At 61.9% G+C, this 25,755-nt stretch carries 24 protein-coding genes, 1 tRNA gene and 2 pseudogenes; 22 read left to right on the forward strand and 5 right to left on the reverse strand.

All coding sequences use genetic code 11. The features are described from left to right. The 15 genes from rplR (at position 1) to BMIN_RS04465 (ending at position 10,544) form a co-directional block, all read left to right on the forward strand. Complete coding sequence (rplR, locus tag BMIN_RS04395; protein ID WP_022860891.1) at positions 1-372, forward strand: 50S ribosomal protein L18; 372 nt, start codon at positions 1-3, stop codon at positions 370-372. Continuing rightward, positions 369-1,097 (forward strand): 30S ribosomal protein S5, encoded by a 729-nt coding sequence (gene rpsE, locus BMIN_RS04400; RefSeq protein ID WP_026647386.1) that lies wholly within the window; start codon positions 369-371, stop codon positions 1,095-1,097. Before rplR ends, rpsE begins: the two co-directional genes overlap by 4 nt. Continuing rightward, positions 1,094-1,279 (forward strand): 50S ribosomal protein L30, encoded by a 186-nt coding sequence (gene rpmD, locus BMIN_RS04405; protein ID WP_152595158.1) that lies wholly within the window; start codon positions 1,094-1,096, stop codon positions 1,277-1,279. Before rpsE ends, rpmD begins: the two co-directional genes overlap by 4 nt. 2 nt (positions 1,280-1,281) lie before the next feature. Further along, positions 1,282-1,740, forward strand: a complete 459-nt coding sequence (gene rplO / locus BMIN_RS04410; protein WP_022860894.1) for a 50S ribosomal protein L15 — start codon at positions 1,282-1,284, stop codon at positions 1,738-1,740. Positions 1,741-1,947: 207 nt separating this feature from the next. Beyond that, positions 1,948-3,285: a preprotein translocase subunit SecY gene (secY, locus tag BMIN_RS04415; protein ID WP_022860895.1), complete on the forward strand. Its 1,338-nt coding sequence runs from the start codon at positions 1,948-1,950 to the stop codon at positions 3,283-3,285. 20 nt (positions 3,286-3,305) lie between these two features. Then, entirely contained in the window at positions 3,306-3,869 is a 564-nt protein-coding gene (locus BMIN_RS04420; RefSeq protein WP_026647387.1) for an adenylate kinase, read from the forward strand. A gap of 143 nt (positions 3,870-4,012) precedes the next feature. Beyond that, positions 4,013-4,231, forward strand: coding sequence for a translation initiation factor IF-1 (gene infA, locus BMIN_RS04425; RefSeq protein WP_003808114.1), 219 nt, complete (start codon positions 4,013-4,015; stop codon positions 4,229-4,231). A 15-nt stretch (positions 4,232-4,246) separates the two neighbouring features. After that, the gene (rpmJ, locus tag BMIN_RS04430) at positions 4,247-4,360 is read left to right on the forward strand and encodes a 50S ribosomal protein L36 (RefSeq protein ID WP_003814578.1); all 114 of its coding nucleotides are present in this window, start codon (positions 4,247-4,249) and stop codon (positions 4,358-4,360) included. 126 nt (positions 4,361-4,486) lie between these two features. Then, positions 4,487-4,864 (forward strand): 30S ribosomal protein S13, encoded by a 378-nt coding sequence (gene rpsM, locus BMIN_RS04435; RefSeq protein WP_022860897.1) that lies wholly within the window; start codon positions 4,487-4,489, stop codon positions 4,862-4,864. Between the two features lie 83 nt (positions 4,865-4,947). Next, positions 4,948-5,346, forward strand: a complete 399-nt coding sequence (gene rpsK, locus BMIN_RS04440) for a 30S ribosomal protein S11 (RefSeq protein ID WP_022860898.1) — start codon at positions 4,948-4,950, stop codon at positions 5,344-5,346. Positions 5,347-5,425: 79 nt separating this feature from the next. Continuing rightward, positions 5,426-6,421, forward strand: a complete 996-nt coding sequence (locus tag BMIN_RS04445; RefSeq protein ID WP_022860899.1) for a DNA-directed RNA polymerase subunit alpha — start codon at positions 5,426-5,428, stop codon at positions 6,419-6,421. Positions 6,422-6,505: 84 nt separating this feature from the next. Further along, the gene (rplQ, locus tag BMIN_RS04450) at positions 6,506-7,150 is read left to right on the forward strand and encodes a 50S ribosomal protein L17 (RefSeq protein ID WP_022860900.1); all 645 of its coding nucleotides are present in this window, start codon (positions 6,506-6,508) and stop codon (positions 7,148-7,150) included. Positions 7,151-7,284: 134 nt separating this feature from the next. Beyond that, entirely contained in the window at positions 7,285-8,229 is a 945-nt protein-coding gene (locus tag BMIN_RS04455) for a tRNA pseudouridine synthase A (protein ID WP_022860901.1), read from the forward strand. A gap of 104 nt (positions 8,230-8,333) precedes the next feature. Further along, a tRNA-Ser gene (locus BMIN_RS04460) sits at positions 8,334-8,419 on the forward strand. 817 nt (positions 8,420-9,236) lie between these two features. Then, positions 9,237-10,544, forward strand: coding sequence for a DUF2142 domain-containing protein (locus tag BMIN_RS04465; RefSeq protein WP_022860903.1), 1,308 nt, complete (start codon positions 9,237-9,239; stop codon positions 10,542-10,544). 29 nt (positions 10,545-10,573) lie between these two features. Here BMIN_RS04465 and BMIN_RS08050 read toward each other — a convergent pair whose 3' ends face one another. Then, complete coding sequence (locus BMIN_RS08050; protein WP_152595160.1) at positions 10,574-11,359, reverse strand: hypothetical protein; 786 nt, start codon at positions 11,357-11,359, stop codon at positions 10,574-10,576. 194 nt (positions 11,360-11,553) lie between these two features. Between BMIN_RS08050 and nusA the strand changes: the two genes are divergently transcribed. The 5 genes and pseudogenes from nusA to BMIN_RS04495 all read left to right on the forward strand — a co-directional run bounded on the left by nusA (position 11,554) and on the right by BMIN_RS04495 (position 18,921). After that, a complete protein-coding gene (gene nusA / locus BMIN_RS04475) occupies positions 11,554-12,654 on the forward strand; it encodes a transcription termination factor NusA (protein WP_022860905.1) in 1,101 nt (366 codons plus the stop codon). A 189-nt stretch (positions 12,655-12,843) separates the two neighbouring features. Further along, positions 12,844-15,675 (forward strand): translation initiation factor IF-2, encoded by a 2,832-nt coding sequence (gene infB, locus BMIN_RS04480; protein ID WP_022860906.1) that lies wholly within the window; start codon positions 12,844-12,846, stop codon positions 15,673-15,675. A gap of 88 nt (positions 15,676-15,763) precedes the next feature. Then, a complete protein-coding gene (rbfA, locus tag BMIN_RS04485) occupies positions 15,764-16,387 on the forward strand; it encodes a 30S ribosome-binding factor RbfA (protein WP_022860907.1) in 624 nt (207 codons plus the stop codon). Next, positions 16,384-17,457, forward strand: a complete 1,074-nt coding sequence (truB, locus tag BMIN_RS04490) for a tRNA pseudouridine(55) synthase TruB (protein ID WP_022860908.1) — start codon at positions 16,384-16,386, stop codon at positions 17,455-17,457. Before rbfA ends, truB begins: the two co-directional genes overlap by 4 nt. Before the next feature lie 184 nt (positions 17,458-17,641). Next, positions 17,642-18,921: pseudogene (locus BMIN_RS04495) on the forward strand (riboflavin kinase). Positions 18,922-19,020: 99 nt separating this feature from the next. Here BMIN_RS04495 and radA read toward each other — a convergent pair. Beyond that, complete coding sequence (gene radA / locus BMIN_RS04500; RefSeq protein WP_022860910.1) at positions 19,021-20,418, reverse strand: DNA repair protein RadA; 1,398 nt, start codon at positions 20,416-20,418, stop codon at positions 19,021-19,023. A 110-nt stretch (positions 20,419-20,528) separates the two neighbouring features. Here radA and BMIN_RS04505 point away from each other — a divergent pair. Both BMIN_RS04505 and BMIN_RS08375 read left to right on the forward strand, forming a co-directional pair. After that, positions 20,529-21,172: pseudogene (locus tag BMIN_RS04505) on the forward strand (hypothetical protein). A gap of 132 nt (positions 21,173-21,304) precedes the next feature. Continuing rightward, positions 21,305-21,394 (forward strand): 30S ribosomal protein bS22, encoded by a 90-nt coding sequence (locus BMIN_RS08375; RefSeq protein ID WP_004268639.1) that lies wholly within the window; start codon positions 21,305-21,307, stop codon positions 21,392-21,394. Between the two features lie 413 nt (positions 21,395-21,807). Here the strand turns inward: BMIN_RS08375 and rpiA are convergent, their stop codons facing one another. The 3 genes from rpiA to pgm form a co-directional block, all read right to left on the reverse strand. Next, positions 21,808-22,512, reverse strand: coding sequence for a ribose-5-phosphate isomerase RpiA (rpiA, locus tag BMIN_RS04510; protein ID WP_026647390.1), 705 nt, complete (start codon positions 22,510-22,512; stop codon positions 21,808-21,810). 119 nt (positions 22,513-22,631) lie between these two features. Further along, on the reverse strand, positions 22,632-23,678 hold the full coding sequence (locus tag BMIN_RS04515; RefSeq protein WP_026647391.1) for a ribonuclease H family protein: 1,047 nt from the start codon (positions 23,676-23,678) through the stop codon (positions 22,632-22,634). A 338-nt stretch (positions 23,679-24,016) separates the two neighbouring features. Next, positions 24,017-25,693 (reverse strand): phosphoglucomutase (alpha-D-glucose-1,6-bisphosphate-dependent), encoded by a 1,677-nt coding sequence (gene pgm / locus BMIN_RS04525; protein ID WP_022860915.1) that lies wholly within the window; start codon positions 25,691-25,693, stop codon positions 24,017-24,019. Positions 25,694-25,755 lie beyond the last annotated feature (62 nt).

Here is a 25,755-nt window from a genome sequence, read left to right on the forward strand (position 1 = left end):
ATGAGCGTCAAGATTTTCGGTAAGGGTACGAAGGTCGCCCGTCTCCGCCGTCATGCCCGTCTCCGCAAGCGCATCTCCGGAACCGCGGAAAGGCCCCGTCTTGTGGTGACTCGCTCGAACAGGCACATGGTGGCTCAGATCGTCGACGACACCAAGGGCGTGACCTTGGTGAGCGCATCCACATTGACCTCCGATTTCCAGGGATTCCAGGGGACCAAGGTCGAGGCCGCCCGCAAGGTCGGCGAGCTTGTCGCCCAGAAGGCCGCCGCTGCGGGAATCACCACCGTTGTCTTCGATCGCGGTGGCAACAACTACCATGGTCGCGTCGCAGCAGTCGCTGAGGGCGCCCGAGAGGGAGGTCTGGCACTGTGAGCGAGAACGTCAACCAGAAGGAAACCCCAGTGGCAGAGGAAACCAGAACCGCAACCGGCGGCGAGGGACGCGGCGAGGACCGTCGCGGTCGTCGCGGTGGCCAGCGTGGTGACCAGCGTCGTGGCGGCCAGCGCGGACGTCGCGAGGAGAATCGTGGCGACGAGCTTCTCGATCGCGTCGTGACGATCAACCGCGTCTCCAAAACGCACAAGGGCGGACGTACGTTCAGCTTCGCGGCCCTTGTGGTCGTCGGGGACGGCAACGGCACCGTCGGAGTGGGTTACGGCAAATCTCGGGAGGTCCCCGCGGCGATCGCGAAGGGACAGCTCGACGCCAAGAAGCACATGTTCACGGTTCCCCGCGTCAAGGGAACGGTGACCCATCCGGTGATCGGCCATGATTCGGCGGGAACCGTGCTGCTTCGCCCCGCGGCCCCGGGAACCGGCGTTATCGCCGGTGGCGCGGTCCGCGCGGTTATGGAATGCGCCGGCATCACGGACATCCTGACCAAGTCAATGGGTTCGCCTACCCCCGTCAACGTGGTCCGCGCCACGGTCGATGCTCTTCGCAGCCTTGAGGAGCCCGAGGAGATCGCCGCCCGTCGAGGCATGGCCCTTGACGAGGTCGCTCCCGATTCGATGCTCCGCTCTCGCGCCGAGGGTATCGCCGAAGCGCGTAAGGCCCGTGAGGAAGCCAAAGCGGCAGAGTCGAAGGATGGTGAGTGATGACCAACCTCAGGATCACATTGGTGCGTGGCGTCGTCAATTCGACCCCACGCCAGAGGGCAACAGTTCAGACCTTGGGTCTGCACAAGATCGGCCATACCGTCGTCCGTGAAGACACCCCAGCCAACAGGGGACTGGCCAACACGGTGCGTCATTTGGTCACCGTAGAGGAGGTCGACTGACCATGGCGAACGAGGAACCATCAATTCTGCAGATGCACGATCTGCATCCGGCTCCGGGAGCCAAGAAGGAGAGGATCCGCGTTGGACGCGGCGAAGGTTCCAAGGGCAAGACCTCGGGGCGTGGCGCCAAGGGAACGAAGAAGCGCTATCAGGTCCGTCCGGGCTTTGAGGGCGGGCAGCTTCCGCTGTACATGCGTCTTCCCAAGCTCCGTGGATTCCGCAGCCCCTTCAAGAAGGAATTCCAGGTCGTCAACGTTTCGGCGCTGTCCGACCTCTTCCCTCAGGGCGGCGACATCACCGTCGAGGATCTGGTGTCCAAGGGAGCCGTGCGTTCCGGATATCCGGTTAAGATCCTTGGCGATGGAGAGGCAACGGCCGCTTTCAATCTCAAGGGCGTCGTGGCTTCGGCATCCGCTCTTCGCAAGATTGAGGCGGCGGGCGGCTCAGTCGCTCAGAACTGACATCGGCTGAGAAACGGATCGATGATAGGAATGCGTTCGGCCCCTTCTGGTTTCCGGGAGGGGCCGAACCTGTAACGATATTTGTTGTCGAACCGTGCGTGTGCTCGAGGTAGAGGCGCTACGGTAGACTCGTGCATCGTGGCCGCTTAAGTAACCGTAGTGGTCCATCCGCGTCACGACAGGCGCAGGACAAGGGAGGAACCCCAGGTGAGGACGCTAATCCAAGCCCTGAGAACCAAAGAGCTTCGCAACAAGATCCTCTTCGTTCTCGGCATCATCGTCATCTATCGCATCGGCTCGTTTATTCCGACGCCGGGCGTTGACTATTCGGTCGTGCAGCAGTGCATCAGCACATCGAGTACGACATCCGAGAATTTCGTCGGTCTTGTCAACCTTTTCTCGGGCGGAGCCATGCTCCAGCTGTCGATCTTTGCTTTGGGAGTCATGCCCTATATCACGGCGTCGATCGTCATCCAGCTTCTCCGCGTGGTCATTCCGCGGTTTGAGGCCCTCCACAAGGAAGGGCAATCCGGGGAGACGAAGCTGACGCAGTACACCCGATATCTGACGATCGGTCTTGCCGTCCTCCAGTCGACGACGATTCTGGTCACCGCGCGTTCGGGCGCGCTGTTCAACTATCAGTGCTCGCAGGTCATTCCGGACGGTTCGGTGTGGAACCTCGTGGTCATGGTCCTCGTGATGACCGGCGGAACCGGCCTGATCATGTGGATGGCCGAGCTCATCACCGATAAGGGAATCGGACAGGGCATGTCCGTGCTCATCTTTATGTCCATCTGCTCCGGCTTCCTTCCGCAGCTGTGGGAGATCGGCTGGGGAACCAACGGAACCGACGGCAACTGGTCCAAGTTCGCGATCGTCACCTCCGTTCTTCTGCTGATTCTCATATTCGTTGACTACGTCGAGTTGTGCCAGCGTCGTATCCCCGTGCAGTACACGCGCCGGATGATCGGTCGCAAGATGTATGGAGGCTCGTCTACCTATCTCCCTCTGAAGATCAACATGAGCGGCGTCATCCCGCCGATCTTCGCCTCATCCATCCTGGCCATTCCGACGCTTATCGCGCAGTTCGGCAAGAGCGGCCAAAGCTGGGTCACATGGATCAACACGAATCTCGCGTCCACGACATCGGTGTGGTACATATCGCTGTATGCGGTGATGATCGTGTTCTTCTGCTTCTTCTACACGTCCATCACATTCAATCCCGATGAGACGGCCGACAACATGAAGGAATACGGCGGCTTCATTCCCGGGATTCGAGCGGGGAACGCGACGAGCCGGTACCTGAACTACGTCATGAACAGGCTCAACACCGTCGGTGCGGTCTACCTGCTGTTCGTCGCGCTGATCCCGACCGTCCTCATCATGTGGCTCGAGCTCAACAACAAGCTTCCGTTCGGTGGAACGACGATCCTCATCATCGCCGGCGTCGGTTTGGACACGCTTCGTCAGGCGAAGGCCCAGACCGAGCAGTTCCAATACAGCGGATTCCTGTTCAGCAACACCTCACATGTAGAAGGACAATGACGACGAAAGGGATGCATCCGATGCGACTTCTGATCATGGGACCACAGGGAGTGGGAAAGGGAACGCAGGCCGCGCTGCTGAGCAGGCATTTCGGCATTCCCGCGATCTCCACGGGCGACATCTTCCGATTCAACCTGAAGAACCACACGCCTCTGGGAGTTCAGGCTCAGGGATACATTGACAGGGGTGAGCTGGTTCCGGATGATCTGACCAACTCGATCGTCAAGGACCGGATCGGTCAGGACGATGCCGCGCAGGGGTGGATTCTTGATGGATATCCGCGCAACGCCTCCCAGGTCGACGCCTTGGACGCGATGCTGAAGGATCTCGGCACTCCTCTTGACGCCGTGGTGGCGCTCCAGGCGGATCGGGACGTCCTTCTTCATCGCATCAGTCGGCGCGCTCAGGAGGAGGGACGCTCGGACGACACCCCGGAGGCCATCTTCAGACGGTTGGAGACCTACGAGCGCGAGACGGCGCCTTTGCTTGCCGTCTATTCCAAGCGCGGCCAGCTGTTGTCCGTTGATGGAACGGGCGACGTCGACGCCATCAGCCAGCGAATAGTCGAGGGGCTGGCGCATTAGAATTCGGCACCGGATGGGAACCTCCTGGATGTCGGAGACGACACGACACGCGGGTAGCTGAAGCTGCCCGCGTGCTTTATCATTGTAATTTGGTGTGTCTTCGGACATGTCAAGTAATTCATCCGAGGAATGGAACGAGGCCCATGGCAAAAGACGGTGTGATAGAGGTCGAAGGTCAGGTAGTCGAAGCACTGCCCAACGCGATGTTTCGCGTGGAACTGGAGAACAAGCACATCGTTCTCGCCACCATCTCCGGCAAAATGCGTAAGAATTACATCCGCATTCTGCCGCAGGACCGTGTGGTGCTGGAGATGAGCCCATACGACCTCAACCGCGGACGAATTACGTACCGGTACAAGTAAAGGCAAAGGAAAACCATGAAGGTCAGCCCAAGCGTGAAGAGGATCTGCGAGAATTGCCGCGTGATCCGGCGTCACGGCCGTGTCATGGTGATCTGCACCAACCCGCGCCACAAGCAGCGCCAAGGCTGAGCAGATCCCAGCGGCATAACAATACAAGGCGCTAAGTCACAGCATTTGCTGAACCCCGGGGCGCAGGCCCGGGCCGGGAATCCGGAGGACTTGGTGCACGACCTGCGAAGCAGAAAAGGAATGGCAATGGCACGTCTTGCCGGAGTCGACATCCCCAATGACAAGCGCATCGAAATAGCCCTCACCTACATCTTTGGTGTCGGGCGGACTCGTGCGAAGGAAACGCTTGCCGCGACCGGTATCAATCCGGATACCCGCGTCAAGGATCTGACGGATGAGCAGCTGATCACACTCCGTGACCACCTCGAATCCAATTACAAGATCGAGGGTGATTTGCGTCGAGAGATCGATGCGGATATCCGCCGTAAGATTCAGATCAACTGCTATCAGGGTCTGCGCCACCGTCGCGGACTTCCTGTTCGCGGGCAGAGGACTAAGACCAATGCGCGTACCCGCAAGGGACCGAAGCGCACAGTGGCCGGAAAGAAGAAGGCCACCAAGTAATAGGCGGCTCGGTCCGGGCCACGAGGGTCACATCTCATCGTCCGGACAAATAACACAGGTCGATACTCAGGAAACGAGGGTCAATGGCAGCCACGAAGCAGGCCGCGCGCAAGCCGCGTCGCCGGGACCGCAAATCGGTGCCGGTTGGTCAGGCGCATATCAAATCCACATTCAACAACACGATCATTTCCATCACGGATCCGTCCGGTGCCGTGGTGTCCTGGGCCTCAGGCGGCGACGTCGGGTTCAAGGGATCACGTAAATCCACTCCGTACGCGGCCGGCATGGCCGCCGAGTCCGCGGCGCGCAAGGCCATGGAACATGGGGTGAAGAAGGTCGACGTTTTCGTCAAAGGGCCGGGTTCGGGTCGTGAGACCGCTATCCGCTCCCTCCAGTCCGCAGGGCTTGAAGTCGGATCCATCACCGATGTCACTCCGCAGGCGCATAACGGGGTTCGTCCCCCCAAGCGCCGTCGCGTCTGAGCACTACGTCACCCCAATTCGTCCAATGTGCCTGCGAACGGTGAGTGCACCACCGCTCAGAGGCTGAAAGGATATCACAGTGCTTATTGCACAGCGTCCGACACTTACGGAGGAATCTCTCACCCCGCAACGCTCGCGTTTTATCTTCGAGCCGCTTGAGCCTGGGTTCGGATATACGCTTGGCAACTCGCTTCGCCGTACTCTTCTGAGCTCCATTCCCGGCGCCGCCGTCACATCGGTGCGCATCTCAGGGGCTCTGCATGAGTTCACCACGATCCCCGGGGTGGAGGAGGATGTCACCGAGATTCTTCTGAACATCAAGGGAATCGTGCTGACAAGCGAGTACGACGAGCCAGTGGTGATGTATCTACGCAAATCCGGGAAGGGTGAGGTCACAGCGGCCGATATCACTCCGCCGGCAGGCGTCACCGTGGCCAATCCGGAACTGCATATCGCGTCGTTGGCCGAGGACGGCGAGCTTGAGATCGAGTTCACCGTCGAGCGTGGGCGTGGTTACGTTCCCGCGCAGCTCAACAAGCAGGACAATGACGAGATAGGCCGAATCCCCGTGGATTCGATCTATTCCCCGGTGCTGAAGGTGAGCTATAAGGTCGAAGCCACGCGAGTGGAGCAGCGGACCGATTTTGACAAGCTGATACTCGACGTGGAGACCAAGCCGGCGATATCGCCTCGCGATGCGGTCGCCTCGGCGGGATCGACGCTTGTCGAGCTCTTCGGGCTCTGCAAGGAGCTCAATGCCCAGGCCGAAGGCGTCGAGGTCGGCCCGGCTCCGGTGACCGAGCAGGCCAATCCCGAGATGACGGTTCCCATCGAGAATCTCAATCTCACGCAGCGCAGCTACAACTGCCTGAAAAGGGAGGGCATCCACACTGTCGGCGAGCTCGTCTCGCATACGGAACAGGATCTGCTGGACATTCGCAATTTCGGAATGAAGTCCATCGATGAGGTGAAGGAGAAGCTCCAGACCATGGGGCTGTCGCTGAAAGCCTCTCCGTTGGGTTTTGACACCAACAATCTGGAGGGTGGCACGTTCTTCTCGCCTGAGGACGAGTAGTCGGGCCTTCGCCACAACAAACCCCGGTGCCGGATGTTCGGGCCATTGCCCACCTAGCGCCGGGCGATAAGGAGCACACATACCATGCCAACACCAAAGAAGGGCCCGCGTCTGGCCTCAAGCCCCGCCCACGAGCGGCTTATGCTCGCGAACATGGCGACGAGTCTGTTTCAGAACGGACACATCACCACGACGCTGCCCAAGGCGAAGCGGCTTCGTCCCCTCGCCGAGCGTCTGTTGACCTTCGCGAAAAGGGGTGATCTTCACTCCCGTCGTCGCGTGATGCGGGTCATCCGCAACAAGTCGGTCGTCCACACGTTGTTCACGGACATCGCCGAGCAGATGGAGCAGCGTGAGGGTGGATACACCCGCATCGTGAAGATCGCTCCGCGCAAGGGTGATTCCGCGCCACGTGCGATTATCGAGCTCGTCACCGAGCCCCTCAGCGATAAGAAGGCCGTTGTCGCCGAAGCTGAGTCGGCGACGAAGGCCGCGTCCAAGGATGATGCCGCCGAAGTGACCGCTGCCGCAGATGCCGCGATTGCCGAGGGCGTCGCCAAGGATGCCGTCGACCAGGCCGTGGAGGCCAACGACGGCGGTTCGGATGCGTCCGTCGCCAATGAGGCGGCGATCGATCTCAACGACGTCGCGAAGAAGGCCGACGAGGCCGAGTCGGATGCCGAGGAGACGGCCGACGTCGCTGACGAGGCCGCGGATGCCGCCAAGTGATTGCCGTAGGCGATCGTCGACGATGATCTGATCATCTGATTTCGTCGGCATTCCATCGTCCCGCCGGCATGCCCATGCGCATGCCGGCGGGACGATGCTGTTTCCGGTGGGATGGTATTTCTATACTGGATTCAATGCGAGTCAAAATCGAGCTGGGATATGACGGCACCCGATTCCACGGATGGGCGACGCAACCGGGCATGGCGACGGTCCAGGGAACAGTCGAGGACTGTCTGGCGACCATCCTGCGGGTACGTAGTCACGATCGTGCCGCCGGCTGCGGCCTTGCCGATGGACGCGGCCATGCCGATGGGCACGGTCCCGATCCGGAACCGATGGGGCGTCTGGTCGTGGCCGGCCGGACGGACGCGGGCGTGCATGCCTCGCATCAGATATGTCACGTCGACGTCGATCCCGAGCTCCTTGACGGTGTGGTCGGGCATATGGGCGTCGGCTGGTCCCAGGCGCTGGCGCACAGGATGAATCATATCCTGCCGCCGGACATCAGGATCATCAACGTCTCGCAGGCCCCGAAGGGCTTCGACGCGCGATTCTCGGCCCTTGACAGATTGTATGTGTACCGGCTTGCCGACGGATCGGGCGTCGTGGATCCGCGCCTGAGGGGGTTCGTGGCTTCGTGCGGCCACACGCTTGACGTCGACGTCATGAACGATGTCGCGTCATTGATGATCGGACTGCATGATTTCGGATCCTTCGCGATCCCCAGTCCTCACGGGACGACCATCCGCAACGTCATCGAAGCCGCATGGCATCGTTGCGACACGGGTGATGGATGCCTTCGTGGCGTCGCCGGCGACCTCATGGAATTTACCATCAGGGCGGATGCCTTCGCGCACAATATGGTTCGTTCCCTGGTGGGCGCCAGCATCATCGTCGGGTCGGGGAAGCGCGATGTCGCATGGTTCTCGTCGAAGCTCGACGTGCCCCGGCGCGAGGGGTTCACGGGGCCGGCCGAGGCGCGGGGGCTGACGCTGGAAAGGGTGAGATATCCTGATGACGCGTTTCTCGGGTCTCGTGCGGAGTCGGTCAAGGCGCTTCGCACTCTCGATGGTGAATGACGCGCCGGGGTTTGACGGTGAAGGTCACGTTGAGATTCGACTCGCTTGTGTTTGCGCGTCCCCATGTTTATCCGTATACTAAGCGAGTTGCCTTGCGCAACGTTGGATGAGTGTCCGAGCGGTCTAAGGAGCACGCCTCGAAAGCGTGTGAGGACGAAATCCTCCGCGAGTTCGAATCTCGCCTCATCCGCGATACCCCTAGGGAATGGCTGAATACCGCCACTTCCTAGGGTTTTTACGTATAATTTCGATACTTCGCGTGTCATCACGCCACCCCCATCCCGTGGTTGGGCGGTGCCTAGAGTTTCATACAACAAGACGGCACAACTTACTCGCTGAAGCGGGTAATAATCTCCCATACGTGTGATCTATCCTGTGCATCAAGGAAGAATGAAAAGTGGATGGCAGAGCCCCAGTGCAAAACCGCTCCAGATTTCTTCGATTGTGACCGTGGCAGTATTTGTTTGTTTCGTAGTGGATGTTCTGGTTGATCCTGGTGTTCGTCGGTCACCGGTATTTTCCGCCGTTACTTGCTCATAATCTCGGTTTCCCAGTAACCAATCCACTCCGCATCGCTATCATATCGGCGATCGCAGCGATCGCGTGTCGGATTCTAGCTGCAAGTGCAACGCTGGGTTTGGGTTATTCTTGATGCGGTGAATGACCGGATGGTTCTATGACTATGCCGGGACGGACGTGAAGGATATTGCGTGCCATCTTCGCTACAGAAGGTTGTTGTTTTGGCGGTCCCTGTCCGTGAAGAGCCGGATGATCGAGGAACGACGGGTCTGGGGGGCGTGACGGAGTCGTGCCGATGCGTTGGCGACGCCATTGGGACGGGATTGGTACAGGTGGCAATGATGGGATCGCGGCATACGGCATGTTCCACCGGGTCTATTGACGGCAGCTGGACAACCGTTGGATTCCTGCCACGGATACGCGATGCGGCGCGGATGCCACTCCGGGTTCTGCGGAGAAGATTTCCTCACTTTGCGCAAGGTTCGTTGATGCCATTGATGGTGTTCCTTCTGGTCTGTTGCAGCGAGGCTTGTGCGTTCATCATGACGGTGGGGCCTTTGACCATGCCGGATCCGGATTTGCATCTCAGCGGCACCTATGCGCTGGCGACCTTGCAGTCATTCAACGCGACGAACGAGGTGGAGTCAGCGGTCGGTACCAAAGGGGGTGGTCTGGAAAAGAAAAGACTCCAGATGCTGCATGGCGACTCGAGATACCTCCGTCAGCATACGATGCGGAATGTTCTTATCGAGTCTCTTCATATCACATCTCTAACGGAGGATTATGCATATGACGCTCAGGTCGGTGAACTGGATTCTGTGTCGCATCATGCCGTAACCACGCCGATGCGCAGCAACCAGTATCTTTTCGTCGTATTTATTCCTCAGGCGATAGGGATGCGGATTGGCTGGCTTCTGGGGTTGCCTCCATCCAAGGTCCTGACATTGGCGCGTGTGTCGAACGTGTTGTTTTACATGGTGTGTTTGGGGGTCGCCATCCGTGTGGTCCCGCGGGCGAAATGGCTGCTTGCTTTTATAGGCTGCTTGCCTATCGCGGTTTTCTGTTCAAGCAGCTTGATGGCTGATGGCGTGGTAATCGGTTTCTCGACGTTTTTTGTGGCGTTGTCTTTATATTTGTGCTCCCGACGTCGTGGGATCGGCTGGGCTGGATGGTGTCTGCTCGTTATCATGGGCGTCGTCGAGTGCCTGATGAAGTTCGCCTATGCGCCTCTGGCTTTGCTCCCTTTGATGGCGATCCGTTCCATGAATAGGCGGCAACGTACGGCATATGCGGGAGCGGTGATCGGTTTTGCCGCGTTGATCACAATATGGTGGCAGAGGAATTATGCGCTGGTTATCCGACCGGAAACGTACCGGATGAACAAGGAGCTGCTTCTTGCCAGGCCGTTTGAATCCTTCGCCACCGTGATGATCAATGTGGTCGTTGGAACTTTCGACGTAGTGGTGAGGGACAGGGTTCTGGTGTTCGGCTTGTTGATTTTCCTCATGGCATTCGTGGTTGCCGGGCATGGTCGATTCCCCCGGGAGTCGATCACGGATTCATATGGGAGGATGATTTTCGCGGCATGCATTGTGGTCGGGGTCGCTTCTCTGATACTCGTGTGGCTTTCTCTGTTTCTGACCTGGAACGACCTGCAGGGGCTTGGGAATTGGGCGATCAGGCTTGATGGTTTTCAGGAGCGTTATCTCTGTCCCATTCTTCCTCTGCTTGTGGGCATGTGGTTCGTTCGCGCGCCTGAGGGCGCTCCGCGCGGTTACGATGCCACTCGGCGATGAACGGATTTGTGCCGGCTCCGGGCTTGGAATCAGTCGAGCAGCGCGCTATCGACCACGGGATACCCCCATTGAACCGCGTTCCAGAGGTGGTATTGGGCCAATGCCATCAGCAACGTCAGCGATTCGGCGTTGCCTAGACGTGTGGCCTTCTGCGTGGCGCCTTGTGTTTTCTGCGTGGCGCCTTGTGTGGTGGTGGCCGAGCTGGATGATCGCGCCGTCGCCGCGGCGGTGATCGCGCGCGCGCAGTCCATCTCGACCACTGCGGCGGTCGGGACGCTGAGTCCGGTGGCGGAATCGACGATGAGGTCGGGGTGCGCGATCAGCGATGTGACCGAGTAGACCTGCTGCCGGCGGTCGGGCCCGTTGTCGTTCTTTGCGGAGGACGTCAGCCTCGCGGCGATGGCGCGTCGCTGATCGCCTTCCTCGAGCGTGGCGTGTTGACCACCCCGCGCAGCCAGCAACTGCAATGCGAAACCCGCCCTGTCCTCGGCCACGGCCATGGAGGACAGGGCGTCGCCGTCGAAATCCACTGCGTTAAGCGAGCTTATGTCGATGGAGGGGGAGACGTCGCGGGATAATCCCAGCATCGCGGAGGCGGTCCGGAGAGACGCCCGATCATGGACGGACCACATGAGGGCCTGGGGGATCCGGTCCGGGCATTCCGTAGCCAGAGACGACCATAGATCCAGGGCGGTGTCACCGGCGAGAATCCGCTCGATCGCGGAAAACGCCGATTGCGCTTTTCGGGACATGTCAAGGGCGGCGCTGGTCGACGCCGCACATGTCGACGACGACGTCCGCGTGGATGACAGCACGGTGGTCCGCGGAGCTGCGCATGACGATAACGTCAACGCGACGACAAACGAGATGGCAAGAATCCCGATGCCGCGGAGGTGTGCCCCCCGCTGGCACATGGAATCCGGTGTCTGCATGACCTCCTACAATAGACATGATTGTGACTATATGGGCGACACGCGCCCTTTGATAACTTCACAGGAGGGCTTGCGGCATGGAATTAGACTTGAAGGGGATTCATCAGGTTGCTGCCGATCAGGGGATCGACGCCGATGCCGTTGATGACGCCCTTGCCGAAGCTCTCACGTTGGCGTACGCCAAGGCCGGCCGTAGCTCACGTCATATTCGTGTGGATCTTGATGAGCGAGCCGGCACCGTGACCATCTGGGCGCGGGACGAGAAGCCCGGCGAACCGACGGAGGAGAACCCGAACCCTGCGCCGGTGCTTGGCGAGGAATATGATGACACGCCGCATGATTTCGGTCGCCTTGCGGCGGCGACGTCACGGCAGGTCATCTCCCAGCTGTTCCGAAAGGCCGAGGACGAGCGCGTTTTCGGGGCCTTCTCCGGCCAGAAGGGCAAGCTCATCATGGGCGTTGTCCAGCAGGACGTCAAGGACCCCGCGAACGTGCATGTGGCGGTCGGCGACGTCGAGGCCATACTGCCGCGTCGTGAGCAGGTTCCGGGTGAACGCTACCGGCATGGTGAGCGCATTCGCGTGTATGTCGTCAACGTGGCCAGAGGGCTGCGCGGTCCTGAGATCGTGGTGTCGCGGTCGCATCCCGAACTCGTACGGAGGCTTTTCGAAAGGGAGGTGCCGGAACTGGTGTCGGGCGCCGTCTCCATCATGGCCATCGCCCGCGAGGCGGGCGCGCGGACGAAGGTCGCGGTTCGTGCCAACACGGCAGGCGTGAATCCCAAGGGTGCGTTGATTGGCCCTGGTGGAGCTCGCGTCCGGGCGGTTATGGAGAATCTTGGATCCGAGAAAATCGACATCGTCGATTGGTCCTCGGATCCGGCGGCACTGATCTCCGCCGCGCTGTCTCCCGCGCAGACGACATCGGTGCATATCGTCAGCGAGAAGAACAAAACCGCGGTGGCGTTCATCCACGACAACCAGCTTTCCCTGGCCATCGGCAAGGAGGGGCAGAACGCTCGGCTGGCGGCGAAGCTCACCGGCTGGCGCATAGGTATCGAGTCGGAGGAATCCCGTGCGGCCAAGGCGGCCCAGCAGACTCAGGCGGAAGGCGCGCAGCCGGACTCCGTGGGCGATCATGCTCAATCGCAGGAGGATTCAGACAAGGAAACGGACTGACGCCGCAATCCAGCGTCACGAGTATGCTGTGACGAGGACAACCGATCACGCGCACCCGAACGGTCGCGCGACGGGACGGAACGAGGTAAAGCAATCATGGTCGCACGATGAGACAGGATAGGCTCGCCGTCATCATAGAGTGACCGCGCCGGTTAGGAGCGCGCGGCCACGGAATAAGGAGAACACTGAGTGGCAAAACAGCGCGTATATGAACTGGCCAAGGATCTTGGCGTGGACAGCAAGACCGTTCTTGAGAAGCTCAAGGACATGGGCGAGTTCGTCAAATCCGCGTCCTCCACGGTCGAGGCGCCGGTGGTGCGCAGACTCAAGGAGTCCTTGGCTCCGCAGTCCGAGGGAGCGTCCGGTAAGAAGCCGTCGGCGAAACCGGCGAGGCCTCGTTCCGCGGCATCGATGAAGCCGTCGCCGGCCTCGGCGCGGAGGGCCTCTTCGCCCTCGGATTCCATGGCTCATCATGCCGAGTCCGTCCATCATTCCTCGGCCGGTTCCGCGGCGCCCATCCCTGGCCCGACGCATCCGCATCGTCCTGCGCAGTCCCAACATGCGGACGGTTCGGGATCGCTGCCCGAAAGGCGTCAGGGCCAGCATGACAGGTCGGCGCACCCGGGAGCGCCCCATCAGCGGTCCCAGGGATCGCGCGATGGCTCTCGCGGCAATACCCCCATGCCCCACGCGCCTCGTGCGGCGGGCGCCTCCGAGAGCAAGCAGGGCCAGCATTCTCGTGCGACGCCGGGGCCTCGTCCCGGGAACAATCCATTCAACCGCAAGCAGGGTATGAGGACTCCGACTCCAAGCGACATCCCTCGCCCGCATCCCATGGCTCGTCCCACCGTGGACAACGGGCATGGACGATCGAATCGTAACGGTGCGTCGCGCGGCGGATTCAGAGGTCGGCCCGGACAGGGGTCGACGGGTGCTCGTCCAGGGCAGTGGGGGCAGCATCGTCCCGGCGCCGGATCCCAAGGAGCGGGGTCGGCGCATTCGGGAGGCAATCGTTTCGGCGGCGGATTCCAAGGGAACGCCGGCGGAGCGGCATCGTCCGGCGGCCCCTCACGCGGTCGTGGGCGCGGAGGCGCGGCCGGTGCCTTCGGACGTCAGGGAGGACGCTCCTCGAAGTCAAGGAAGAACCGTCTTCAGAAGCGTCAGGAGTTCCAGGAGATCAAGGCCCCGGTTATCGGCGGAGTGAGGATACCCGCAGGCAATGGACGGGTCATCCGGCTGCGTCAGGGATCGACGCTGTCCGATCTGGCCGAGAAGATCAACGTCAATCCCGCGGCGCTGGTCACGGTGCTTTTCCACCTGGGGGAGATGGCCACGTCCACCCAGTCGTTGGATGAGTCGACCTTCCAGATCCTTGGCGAGGAGATTGGCTGGAACATTCAGATCGTGTCGGCTGAGGAGGAGGACAAGGAGCTTCTCCAGCAGTTCGACATCAATCTCGAAGACGAGCAGGAGCAGGATGACACGGCTCTGCGCCCGCGTCCGCCCGTGGTCACGGTTATGGGCCACGTCGACCACGGCAAGACGAGACTGCTCGACACGATTCGCCAGACCAACGTGATCTCGCGTGAGGCGGGTGGCATAACCCAGCGCATCGGTGCCTATCAGGTCACGGTCTCGCTTGAGGGCGAGAAGAGGAAGATCACCTTCCTCGACACGCCTGGTCATGAGGCCTTCACGGCTATGCGTGCCCGGGGCGCGGAGCTCACCGACGTGGCGATCCTCGTGGTCGCGGCCGACGACGGCGTTATGCCCCAGACGGTCGAGGCCATCAACCACGCGCAGGCCGCGCATGTGCCGATCGTCGTGGCGGTGAACAAGATCGACGTCCCCGGAGCCAACCCCGAAAAGGTCCGCGGCCAGCTCACGGAGTTCGGACTTGTTCCCGAGGAGTATGGCGGAGACACCATGTTCGTCGATATCTCGGCGAAGCTGGGGACGAACGTCGACAAGCTGCTTGAGGCCGTCCTGTTGACCGCCGACGCCGATCTGGATCTTCGTGCGAATCCTTCGATGGATGCGCGTGGCGCCACGATCGAGGCCCGTCTGGACAAGGGGCGTGGAGCGGTCGCCACCGTGCTGGTCCAGTCCGGAACGTTGCACGTCGGTGACGCGATCGTTGCCGGAACGTCGTACGGCCGGGTCCGCGCCATGCTTGACGAGAACGGGCGACAGATGAAGGAGGCCGCGCCCTCCGCGCCGGTTCAGGTTCTTGGTCTGACGTCGGTTCCCACTGCGGGCGACCTCTTCCTCGTCGCGCCCGATGATCGAACGGCCCGCCAGATAGCGGAGAAGAGGCAGGCCACCGAAAGGGCGGCGCAGCTGGCGAAGCGCCGCAAGGTCGTGTCGCTGGAGAGCCTGAAGGAGCAGTTCGCGAAGTCCGAGGTCGATATGCTCAATATCGTCATCAAGGGCGACTCCTCCGGATCGGTCGAGGCTCTGGAGGATTCGTTGATGAAAATCGACGTGTCCGACGAGGTCGGCATCCAGGTCATCCATCGCGGAGTCGGTGCGATCACCCAGAACGACGTCAATCTGGCGACGGTGGACAAGGCCGTCATCATCGGATTCAACGTGCGCCCGAACCGGCAGGTCGCGGATCTCGCCGAGCGGGAGGGCGTGGAGATCAAGTACTACTCGATTATCTACAAGGCGATCGAGGATATCGAGGCTTCGCTCAAGGGCATGCTCAAGCCCGAATACGAAGAGGTCACCACCTCGCACAGTGAGGTCCGCGAGATCTTCCGTTCCTCCAAGTTCGGCAACATCGCGGGAGTCATGGTGCAGGACGGCGAAGTCAAGCGCGGAACCACGTGCCGCATCCTGCGCAACGGGGTGGCGACGGTCAACGATCTGGAGATCTCGTCCCTGCGTCGTTTCAAGGACGACGTGCAGTCGGTCAAGGAGGGCTACGAGGCGGGAATCAACCTCGGAAGCTTCAACGATATCCAGATCGGCGACATCATCGAGACCTTCGAGATGAAGCAGATCGAACGCAAGTAGGCAGTGAGAGCGCGGCCCGGTGTTCGCCGCGCGTTCCGGGCGACATGACTATCCATGTCGCCCGGACCTTTCTTCGGAGGAGGTCGTTATGGCCGGAACCAATCCCCGTGCCGCCAGAGTCGCGGCACTCATCAAGCGCGTCATCGCCGAATCGGTGGAGTTTCATCTGCACGATGAGCGTCTCGCCAACGTCACCATCACGGATGTCCGTGTAACCAATGATCTGCAGATCGCCAAGGTCTACTGGACGCAGCTGGGAACCGAGGGCAAGGAGAGAGGCGAACGGCAGAGGGCGCAGCAGGGACTGAATCAGGCGCGTGGACGGCTGCGCTCCCTGGTCGGGGCCAAGGCCGGGCTGCGGCTGACTCCGCAACTGAGATTCATCTTCGACGAGGTCCCCCGGGAGGCGCATGAGATCGAGGACATCCTCGCCGTGGCACGTCACCGTGACGAGGAACTGGAGAAGACACGGTCGGTGGCCTCCTACGCCGGCGATCCCGACCCCTATCGCCATGATGACGATGATGCCGACGACGAGGTGCTCGGCGGCGACGATGAGCCTCGTAACGATGGGGACGTGCCTGTTGAGCCCGTTTCCGGCTCCGCCGCCGTTCCCGGGTCCGCCTCCGCTTTCGTCTCGGATGAAGCCGAATCCACAGGTGCGGATGCCATGGGTGATAAGGCCGCGGGCGGGGACGCGCTTCAGGGATGACGACTGCGGAATCCTTGGACGCTGGCCGTGAATCCGGTATCCTTCTCGTCGACAAACCATGGGGCGTGACCAGTCACGATGTCGTGTCCTCCCTGAGATCGGTGCTTGGGACGCGTCATGTGGGCCATGCGGGAACGCTGGATCCCATGGCGACGGGTCTGCTCATCGTCGGGTTCGGCAAGGCCACGCGACTCCTTAATTACGCGATGGGATCCTCGAAGGTATACGAGACCACGATACGGCTGGGCATGTCGACCACAACCGATGACCTCGAAGGCGATCCCGTCGTGATTCCGGATGCGTCGCGCGGAGTCGAACGAATCACGCGCGAACGGGTGGAATCCTTGGTGTCGAAGCGCTTCATGGGCGTCATCGACCAGACGCCCAGCCGCTTCTCCGCCGTACGCGTCCAGGGGCGGCACGCCTATGAGCTCGCCCGTGAGGGCCATGACTTCACCATAGCGCCCCGTCGTGTGACCATTCGACGCTTCGACGTCCTGGAACTCGATTCGGCGACCGTCCCCGATCCCCGTGGGGTGGAAGGCGACACCATGAACGTGGTTGACGTGAGGGCCCGCATCGAGTGCTCCAGCGGCACCTACATCCGTTCGATCGCGCGCGATCTGGGCGAGGCCCTGGGGGTGGGGGGGCATCTCGTGTCACTGCGGAGGACCGCCGTGGGACGGTTCTCCGTGGATGAGGACGGCGTGACGACGGCACAGTCGTACAACCGCACCATCACCAGAAGGGATGGCGAGCGCAGGACGGTGATGTCCGCGAGATTCGCCGACGACGACATGGTGATACGGTCTCGCGCGGTGGATATGTCCACGGCCGCGGCCCGGATGCTTCCGGTTGTGCGAATCGATTCCGGCATGGCCGCGCGGCTCCGCTACGGGAAGACCATCGATACCGTGGTCGAGGGTGCGACCGCCGCCATACTTTCCGGATCCGGGCGCCCGGGCGACTCCGGCTGTGATGAGCTCGTCGCCATCGTCGAACCCGCCGGGGATCACGAGGCTCGCCCCAGAGCGGTGTTCCCCGGCGCATCGGGACCGCGGGGCACGTGATCCAGGGATATCAGTAAGCACTGGGTATAAGTGAACGCGGAATAAACAAGTGCAGAATAAACAAGTGAACGCGGAGCGGTAACGAGCAGCAAGACGGTAATGAGTAGCAACGCGGTAGCGAGTAGCAACGAGTAGTAGTGAGTGGACACACGGCATAAGTGAACGCAGGACAAGGGAAGGCGCAATGATCGTCACCAGATTGGAACCGGACTCGCATGGCGACGTCGACTGGCCGATGCTCAACGGAGACAGACGCTCCGTGCTGACCGTCGGTGTTTTCGACGGTATGCATCGTGGTCATCGGGCCGTCATAGAGCGGCTGGTGGAGCGGGCCAGGGAGCTTGGCTGCCTATCCGTCGTCGTGATGTTCGACCCCCGCCCCGGAGCCGTCCACGCCTACGCGAGGAGACACAACAGCGAGGATCCCGGGAGGGGATACGTCGACGGGAATCTCGTCACCTCCGTGGACCAGCGCCTCGACGTCCTGCGTGAATACGGAGTGGACCGCGTCCTGATAGTGCGGTACACCATGGCGTTCTCGACGAAGTCCTATGTCTTCTTCCTCGGGCAGATGGTGGGACGTCTGGGGATGCGTCAGCTCGTTCTGGGTTCCGATGCGGTTATGGGAGCCAACCGGGAGGGGACCGTCAAGTCCATCGCCAACGTCGCCGCGTCCACGGGGGTGTTCGAGCTGGATGTGGTTGACGACCGTGGACCCGGGCACGCCCGCGTGCCCTCTGACAGCGTCGACCCCATATGGACGCCGGGCGGGGAGCCGCAGGATCCGACTAAGGGCATGACGCGCGCCGAGCTTCGGGCATGGAGCAAACGTCATCAGGCGCGGCAGGTGCGCGTGTGGAGCTCGACGAATATCCGTTATCTGCTGTCGCAGGGGAGGATAGGGGAGGCCAACGAGATCCTTGGATACGCCCACGCGGTCGAGTCCACGGTGATTCATGGAGAGCAGAGGGGGAGAACTCTGGGATTCCCCACGGCCAATCTTGATTCGCATGCCGAGGCTACATGCCCGCCGATGGCGTGTACGCCGGATGGATCGTCGATCTGGGGCCTGCGGCCACGTCTGGCACGGATGATGCGCATGGAACGGATGATGCGCATGGAATGGCGGATGATCGGACCGTCTCCGAGACGTTTGCGGACGACGCCCCTCACATGGATGGGGTGGACGGCACGGATGGGTCGTCGCCATCCCCCCGCCGATGGCCCGCCGCCATATCGCTGGGGTCAAAGCCGACATACAGCGCCGTGACGGGGCTGCACGATCGGGTTCTTGAGGTCTATGCGGTCACGGACGAATGGATCGACCTTTACGACCATCGCGTCCGCGTCGAGTTCCTGTCATACCTTCGCCCGCAGATCCGTTTCGGCTCCTCGCAGGATCTGATCGAGGAGATGCGGCGGAATGTCCGGCAGACGCTGGACGTTACGGGGTCGGAGTCCTAGGGCCGCTTCCGTTCACCTTGGGCCCGGTCCAGTCCCGGTTCGATCTCGCTGTAGTTCGATTTCGCCTTAGTCCGATCTTGCTTTAGCCCGAGTCTCGCCTCAGTCCAATCCCAGAGCACTAAGCGCCTCGGCAAGCGTCGACACCTCGATGACGTTCATGTCCGCGGGTATCCGCGTGTCCGACGAGCTCGAACGGTGACGGGGAACCACGGCCGTCGTGAATCCCAGTCGTGCCGCCTCGGACAGGCGATGCGTCAGCCGCGGCACCGGTCTGACCTGTCCGGTCAGGGATATCTCGCCCATGGCGCACGTGGTCCTATCAAGGGCCCGCTCCCGCACGGTGCTTGCCAGCGCCGCGACGATGGCGAGATCGCACGCGGGCTCCTTGGCGGATCCCCCCGCGATGGTCGACACGTACAGGTCACGGTCGAGAAGGTTGATCCGTCCATGGCGGTAGAGGACGGCGGTGAGCATCGCGATGCGGTTCGGGTCGACGCCGTTGGTCGCCCGGCGAGGGGTGGGAAGCACCGACGCGGTCACGAGGGCCTGTATCTCGATGGGAAGGCTACGGTGGCCGTCGATGGTGAACGTCACGCATGTGCCATCCGTGGGGACGTCGGAGGGTGACAGGAACAATCCCGTCGGATCCGAGACCTCGGCGATGCCGTCGCCCACCATGTCGAAGCATCCCACCTCATCGGTGGGGCCGAAACGGTTCTTCACGGCCCTGAGCAGGCGCAGCGCCGTCTGGGACTCACCTTCGAACTGGCATACGACGTCCACCAGATGCTCCAGCGTGCGCGGCCCGGCCACGGAACCGTCCTTGGTCACGTGTCCGACCAGCAGAAGCGGGCAGTCGAGCGACTTTGCCGTCTCGACCAGCATGCTCGTCACGGCCCTCACCTGCGCCGATCCTCCGGGGACTCCATCGACGTCTGACGAGGAGATCGTCTGGACGGAGTCGATAATCGCCAATGAAGGACGGATGGACGACATGGCTGCTACCGCGTCGGACGCGTCCGTCGTGGACGACAGAAGGAGGTTGGGCGTCACCGCGTCGACGCGGGATGCCCTCATGCGCACCTGGGCCAAGGACTCCTCGCCGGAGACGTACAGGACCGTGGAGTTCGGTTGCGCTCTGGACACCGATGCCGCGGTCTCCAGAAGGAGCGTCGATTTGCCGATTCCCGGTTCCCCCGCGACAAGCACCACGGAACCGGGTACGAGCCCTCCGCCGAGAACCCTGTCGAACTCATGGAACCCCGTGGGGATCCGATGCGACTGGTGGAGATCGACATCGGTGACAGGGGTCGGCTGCGGCCTGTCGTGGGACGTCGCCGACGCTCGTGATGCGCCACGGCGGCGTCCGTTGGAGGCGATGGCGGGCTCATGGAACTCGGTTACCGTTCCCCATTGCCCGCATTCCGGGCATCGGCCGTACCATTTGGGCCCGCTCCACCCGCACTCGGAGCAGAGGAATTGCGTCGTTGTCGCCATAGCATCCGACGCTAGACGTTTTTGGCGACAAGCGCATCGGGGCATGATCGTTGTGGAGGGATGAGGCCGAGTCGGGTCCAGCGCACGTCAGGTCAGGTGATCGTGCAAGAATGACAACCATGTCGAGCACTCGTGTATCCTCCTCCCATACCAAGCTGACGATCGTCGTCGCGTCGGCGGCGCTGGTCGTCGTTCTGGCGGTGTTGTCCGCGTTCGTCTGGCCGGGATGGGCGTTGGGAAGATCGGACTCCGATCAGACTGTGGCCACGTCGGCGGCCTCGTCGTCCGGCGGTACAAGCGCGTCGGCGGAGCCACTACCCCCACGATCTCCCCGTCGGCGTTGCCCGCCGACTCCACTACCCTGCTCAAGGCCATGCCTGAGAGCGTCCTGAACTTCGCCCGGACCGAGGCGTCGCCCAGCGCCAGCTGGACGTCCTCGTCGCCGCTGGAGGAATACACGCTGACGTATTCCACGGGCAAGGAAGCGCAGAACGTCACCATGATCGTTGCGCAGTGGACCACTTCCGATTCCGCCAAGACCCAGTACGACGCGCTTGTCTCGGCCCAGAAGGGCACGGACATCGCCACGGGCACGATCAAGGTGTCGGGATCGGCCACGGGGAGCTATGTCGTGCGTGAGGATGCGTCCGACTCGCAGCAGGCCGTGGCCATATGGCAGAATGACACCGCCGTTTTCCAGGTGTCGGGGCCTCGCAGCTCGGTTCTGCGGTTCTATCAGAAGTTCCCGCTGTGATGCTTCTTCGTGCAGTGGCTTCCTTCGAGCGGCCTCTTCTCGCACGCCATGGGGAACGCCATGCGCGCTAGTCGCCACGCGCGTGTATTATTGGGCAAGTTGCAGTCTTTCGAATAGGAATGGAGGCTTCCGATGGGTTCGGTCATCAAGAAGCGTCGCAAGCGTATGAGCAAAAAGAAGCATCGCAAATTGCTGCGCAAAACTCGTCATCAGCGCAAGTAGTGACGAGCGGCTCATAGCATGGATGGGGCGCCAGCCTTCAGTGATGTTATGACGCGCTGATTATGGTGTCCCGGGGCTCTCCAAGGCAATCGTCGTGGAGAGCCCCGGTGTTTTTTTACTTCGGTGTCTTTATATGACAAGGGTGTTTTATATACAAGCGGAGTCACACATATAGATGGAGTCCCTTCTTGCCTATCGGTCGGTGTCGCGGCATCGGTCGGTGTTGCCGCGGTGATCGGAGGCTCAGACATCGATCGGAGGCCCGGACCGGAGATCTTCCGCTTTCTCCCCATGATTTCTGATATGGAAACCGATCTCTGACATGGAAACCGCGCGACGTGGAAACCATGCGACACGGAAGCCGCAAGACGCGAGGATGGCGGAGCACAGGGCCCGCCACCCCCACGCACAGTTCAGTGCTTCTTGAAGGGATTGACCAATGTACGAGGCCCCTGCGGATCCCCGACGATGACCTTGTCGACCATATTGAGGAACAGCCCGTGCTCGACGACGCCGACGGTGGTGATAAGGTCCTGGGCGAGTTCCTCGGGCTTGTCGATGCGTCCCAGATGAAGGTCGACCACGTAGTTGTTCTCGTCCGTGCGCACCTCCTTGCCCGCGGCGTCCTTGCGGAGAACGGGATGGTATCCGCGGTCCTCGAATCGTTTGATCACATGCCCGGCTCCGAAGGGAATGACCTCCACGGGAAGCGGGAACCGGCCGATGGTGTCGACGACCTTTGACTCATCGACGATCCATACGACCCGGTCGGAGTTCGTTGCCACGATCTTCTCCCACAGGAGCGCCGCGCCGCCTCCCTTGATGCCGTTGAAGTTGCCGTCCACCTCATCTGCTCCATCGATGGTCACGTCGATGTGGTCGACGTCGTCGATGTCGACGATGCGTATTCCGTAGCTCTCCGCCTGCTCCTGTGTGCGACGCGAGGTCGTCACGCCGGTGAAGGAGAGTCCCTCGTCCGTCACGCGACGTCCCAGCTCATCGACGAGAAAGCGGACGGTCGATCCGGTCCCCAATCCCGCGACCATACCGTTGGTAACGAGTGACGCGGCCTCGATGCCTGCCGCTTTCTTCAGCGCGTCCTGCTGTGCCTTATCCATCATTCTCCTGTCGGTTGAGTGTGTCTATGTCCCGCATTCCATGGTGCGTGTCCGGGGCCGGAATCCATCGCTCCGTCCCCGTCGGGCAGAACCATTCTATGGTGGGGGGAGGGCAGTGGCTATGAGCGTCCGTCGGACATGGTGAAGGGCATGTTGTCGACTGTCATGGATCCGTCGCCGTTGACCAGCGCGTCTATGTGGATCACGCCATGGATGCGGCGGGGACGTCCGTCGAAACTGGGGCTGCTTGCGGGGGGCGGCGAGAACCGGAGCGTGCCGGACACCGTCAACGATGCGCCGGTCGCGGACCGTCCGTCAGCGGCGACCGGCGCCTGCGTCGTCCGTGTGGCAGGGGGTTCGATGGGCGGTTCCTCGCTGCCCGTGCGGGAGCCGTCTCGCAGGTGATCGGCGCCGTCGTCATGCGTCGCCGGCGATGACGCTGGTATCGGATCCCCTGCAGAATCGGCATCAGCGGCGTCCCTGTTGGTGGCGGAGGACGTTCCCTCCGTCCGCCCCTCCACCTGTTTCCGCGTCCCGTCCCGCGGATCATCCTTGCCGATGCGCCCGCGATGATAGTCCCGATCGTCTATGGCCCCATCGAGAAGGAGCCGGGCGTCCGGGGGAACCGTCAGTCCGGTGGCGTAATCCGAGGCGAGCAATGATTGCCATCCCTCCTTCGGAAGATATCCGTCTCGGGATCCGTCGCGGCAGGAGGAGGCATAGTCGCGGGCCAGATCATCGACCATCTCGTTTCCGGCATTGCCGGCGTGGCCCTTCACCCACACGAAGCTCACCTTTCCGGGTCGCGAATGGAGCTCGGCGTCGATCGCCTTGATCAGCGCGTCGTTCTTGACCGGTTTCCCCTGTTTGTTGCGCCATCCGTTGCGCTTCCACCCGCGCACCCACGTGGTCGAGCAGTTGATCGCATACTGGGAGTCGGTTTCGATGACAAGTGGCTCGTCACCGTGATGGGACCGCAGGGCCTCGAGAACGGCGCAGAGCTCGCCGATCTGATTGGTTCCGTTGGTGGCGCCTCCGGCGTCATGATCATGGGGATGGTCGTGCCCTTTCTCCCCCTGCGGATGAGGATGGTCGGCCCATGCCCATCCCATCGGTCCATGGGGATTTGCCAGGGCGGATCCGTCTGTTGACACGGTGATTGTCACGGGTCTCCTTTTCTTCATAGGCTTCTTCGGCCTGATATCCGGTTGGGGCGCCTATGCTGGCGGTGGCGGTGGCGGTGGCGGTGGCGGTGGCCGGAGGACTCCTCGATGGCGGCGTTACCGGACGGGTTGGATCGGCTGGATCGGTTGGATCGGCTGGATCGGCTGGATGTTCGAATCGGCCGGATCGTCGGAATCAGCCGAATGAATCGAATGGAATCGTCCCATTGCCCGCGAACGCGTGATGCCGTCGGCAAGCATCAACTCCCGACGGCATCCGTTCCCGAATCGGCCGCGTCTCGTCATGCCATAACCGTTACGGCGTGACGAGACCGGTTCGCTCAGCCCTCAAGGGCCTTGTCCACCACATCGGTCGCCTCGTCGAGGACCTTGTCCAAGGCGTCGGGCGAGACGAACGACTCCGCGTAGACCTTATAGATGTTCTCGGTTCCCGAGGGGCGTGCGGCGAACCAGTTGTTCGCGGTCGTGACCTTGATCCCTCCGATGGCGGCGCCGTTCCCGGGGGCCGTGGTCAGCTTCGCGGTGATCTCCTCTCCCGCCAGCCGGGTCGCGGTGACGTCGTCGCCGGTGAGATGAGCGAACTTCTGCTTCTGCTCCAGCGTCGTGGGGGTGTCGATGCGTCGATACCAGCTTTCGCCGAAACGTGACACCTGATCCTGATGAAGCTGCGCGGGATTCTTCCCCGTGCGCGCGGTGATCTCGGCAGCCAACAGGTCGGGGATGAGCCCGTCCTTGTCGGTCGTCCACACGCGGCCGTCCTTTCGCAGGAAGCTCATCCCGGAGCTCTCCTCGCCGCCGAAGGCGACCTCCCCGGAGAACAGCGGGTCGACGAACCACTTGAATCCGACGGGGACCTCGACGAGGCGGGCGCCGATGGACGTCGCCACCCGGTCGATGAGGCTGGAGGAGACCAGCGTCTTGCCGATGCCGGCGTTCTCCGGCCAGCCGGGACGGTTGCCGCCGAAGAGGTACTCCACACACACGGCGATGTAGTGGTTGGGGTTCATCACGCCCCAGTCGGGGCAGACGATGCCATGGCGGTCGGCGTCGGGGTCGGTGCCGCCGACGAGGTCGTACTTCTTCCAGGCGCCGTTGTTGAGGGAGTCCACGAGGCCCTTCATGGCATAGGGGGAGCTGGGGTCCATGCGGATCTTGCCGTCATGGTCGATGGTCATGAAGCTCCAGGTCGGGTCGACCTGGGGACGCACGACGTCGATGCTCAGGCCGTACTTCTCGTTCATCAGCGGCCAGTAGTTGACGGAGGCGCCGCCCAGGGGGTCGATGCCCAGCCGCACGCCGGAGGAGCGGATGACGTCGAAGTCGATGACGTTGGACAGATCGTCCACGTAGTGCTCGCGATAGTCGAAGCGCTCCACCAGATCGGAGGCGATGGCCTGCTCGTAGGGTGTCCGCTTGACCGATTTGTATGATCCCAGAAGCTCGTTGGCTCTCGCCGCTATGGCGTTCGTGGCCTCGGCGGGCGCGGGGCCGCCGGTCGGCGGATCGTATTTGAAGCCGCCGTCGGTGGGTGGGTTGTGAGAGGGCGTGACGACGATGCCGTCGGCAATATCGTTCCCCGTAAAGCGCTGCGAGCCGTCGGCGGCGCGGTTGTGAGTGAGGATGGCCTGGGACACCACGGGAGTGGGGACGACGTCGTCACGGGAGTCGATACGCACGCGCACGCCGTTGGCCACGAGGACCTCGATGGCCGTCCGCGTCGCGGGTTCCGACAGAGCATGGGTGTCGCGGCCCAGATAGAGGGGGCCGGTGACCCCGGCCTTGGCTCGGTATTCCGCGATGGCCTGTGCTATGGCGACGATGTGGGCCTCGTTGAACGAGGTCTTCAATGAGGATCCGCGGTGTCCGGACGTGCCGAAGATGACGCGTTGCTCGGCTATGGATGGATCGGGAACGAGGTCGTAGTACTTGCCTATCACCTCGTCCACGTTGATCAGATCAGCAGGGGTGGCGGGTAGTCCCGCATTTTTAGCAACCATGCCTTTTATTGTGCCACGGAGACGCGATGAAATGTAAAGATATGTGTCATTCTGTTCGAAAA

The sequence above is a fragment of the Bifidobacterium minimum genome, from assembly GCF_000741645.1.
Lineage (GTDB): Bacteria > Actinomycetota > Actinomycetes > Actinomycetales > Bifidobacteriaceae > Bifidobacterium > Bifidobacterium minimum.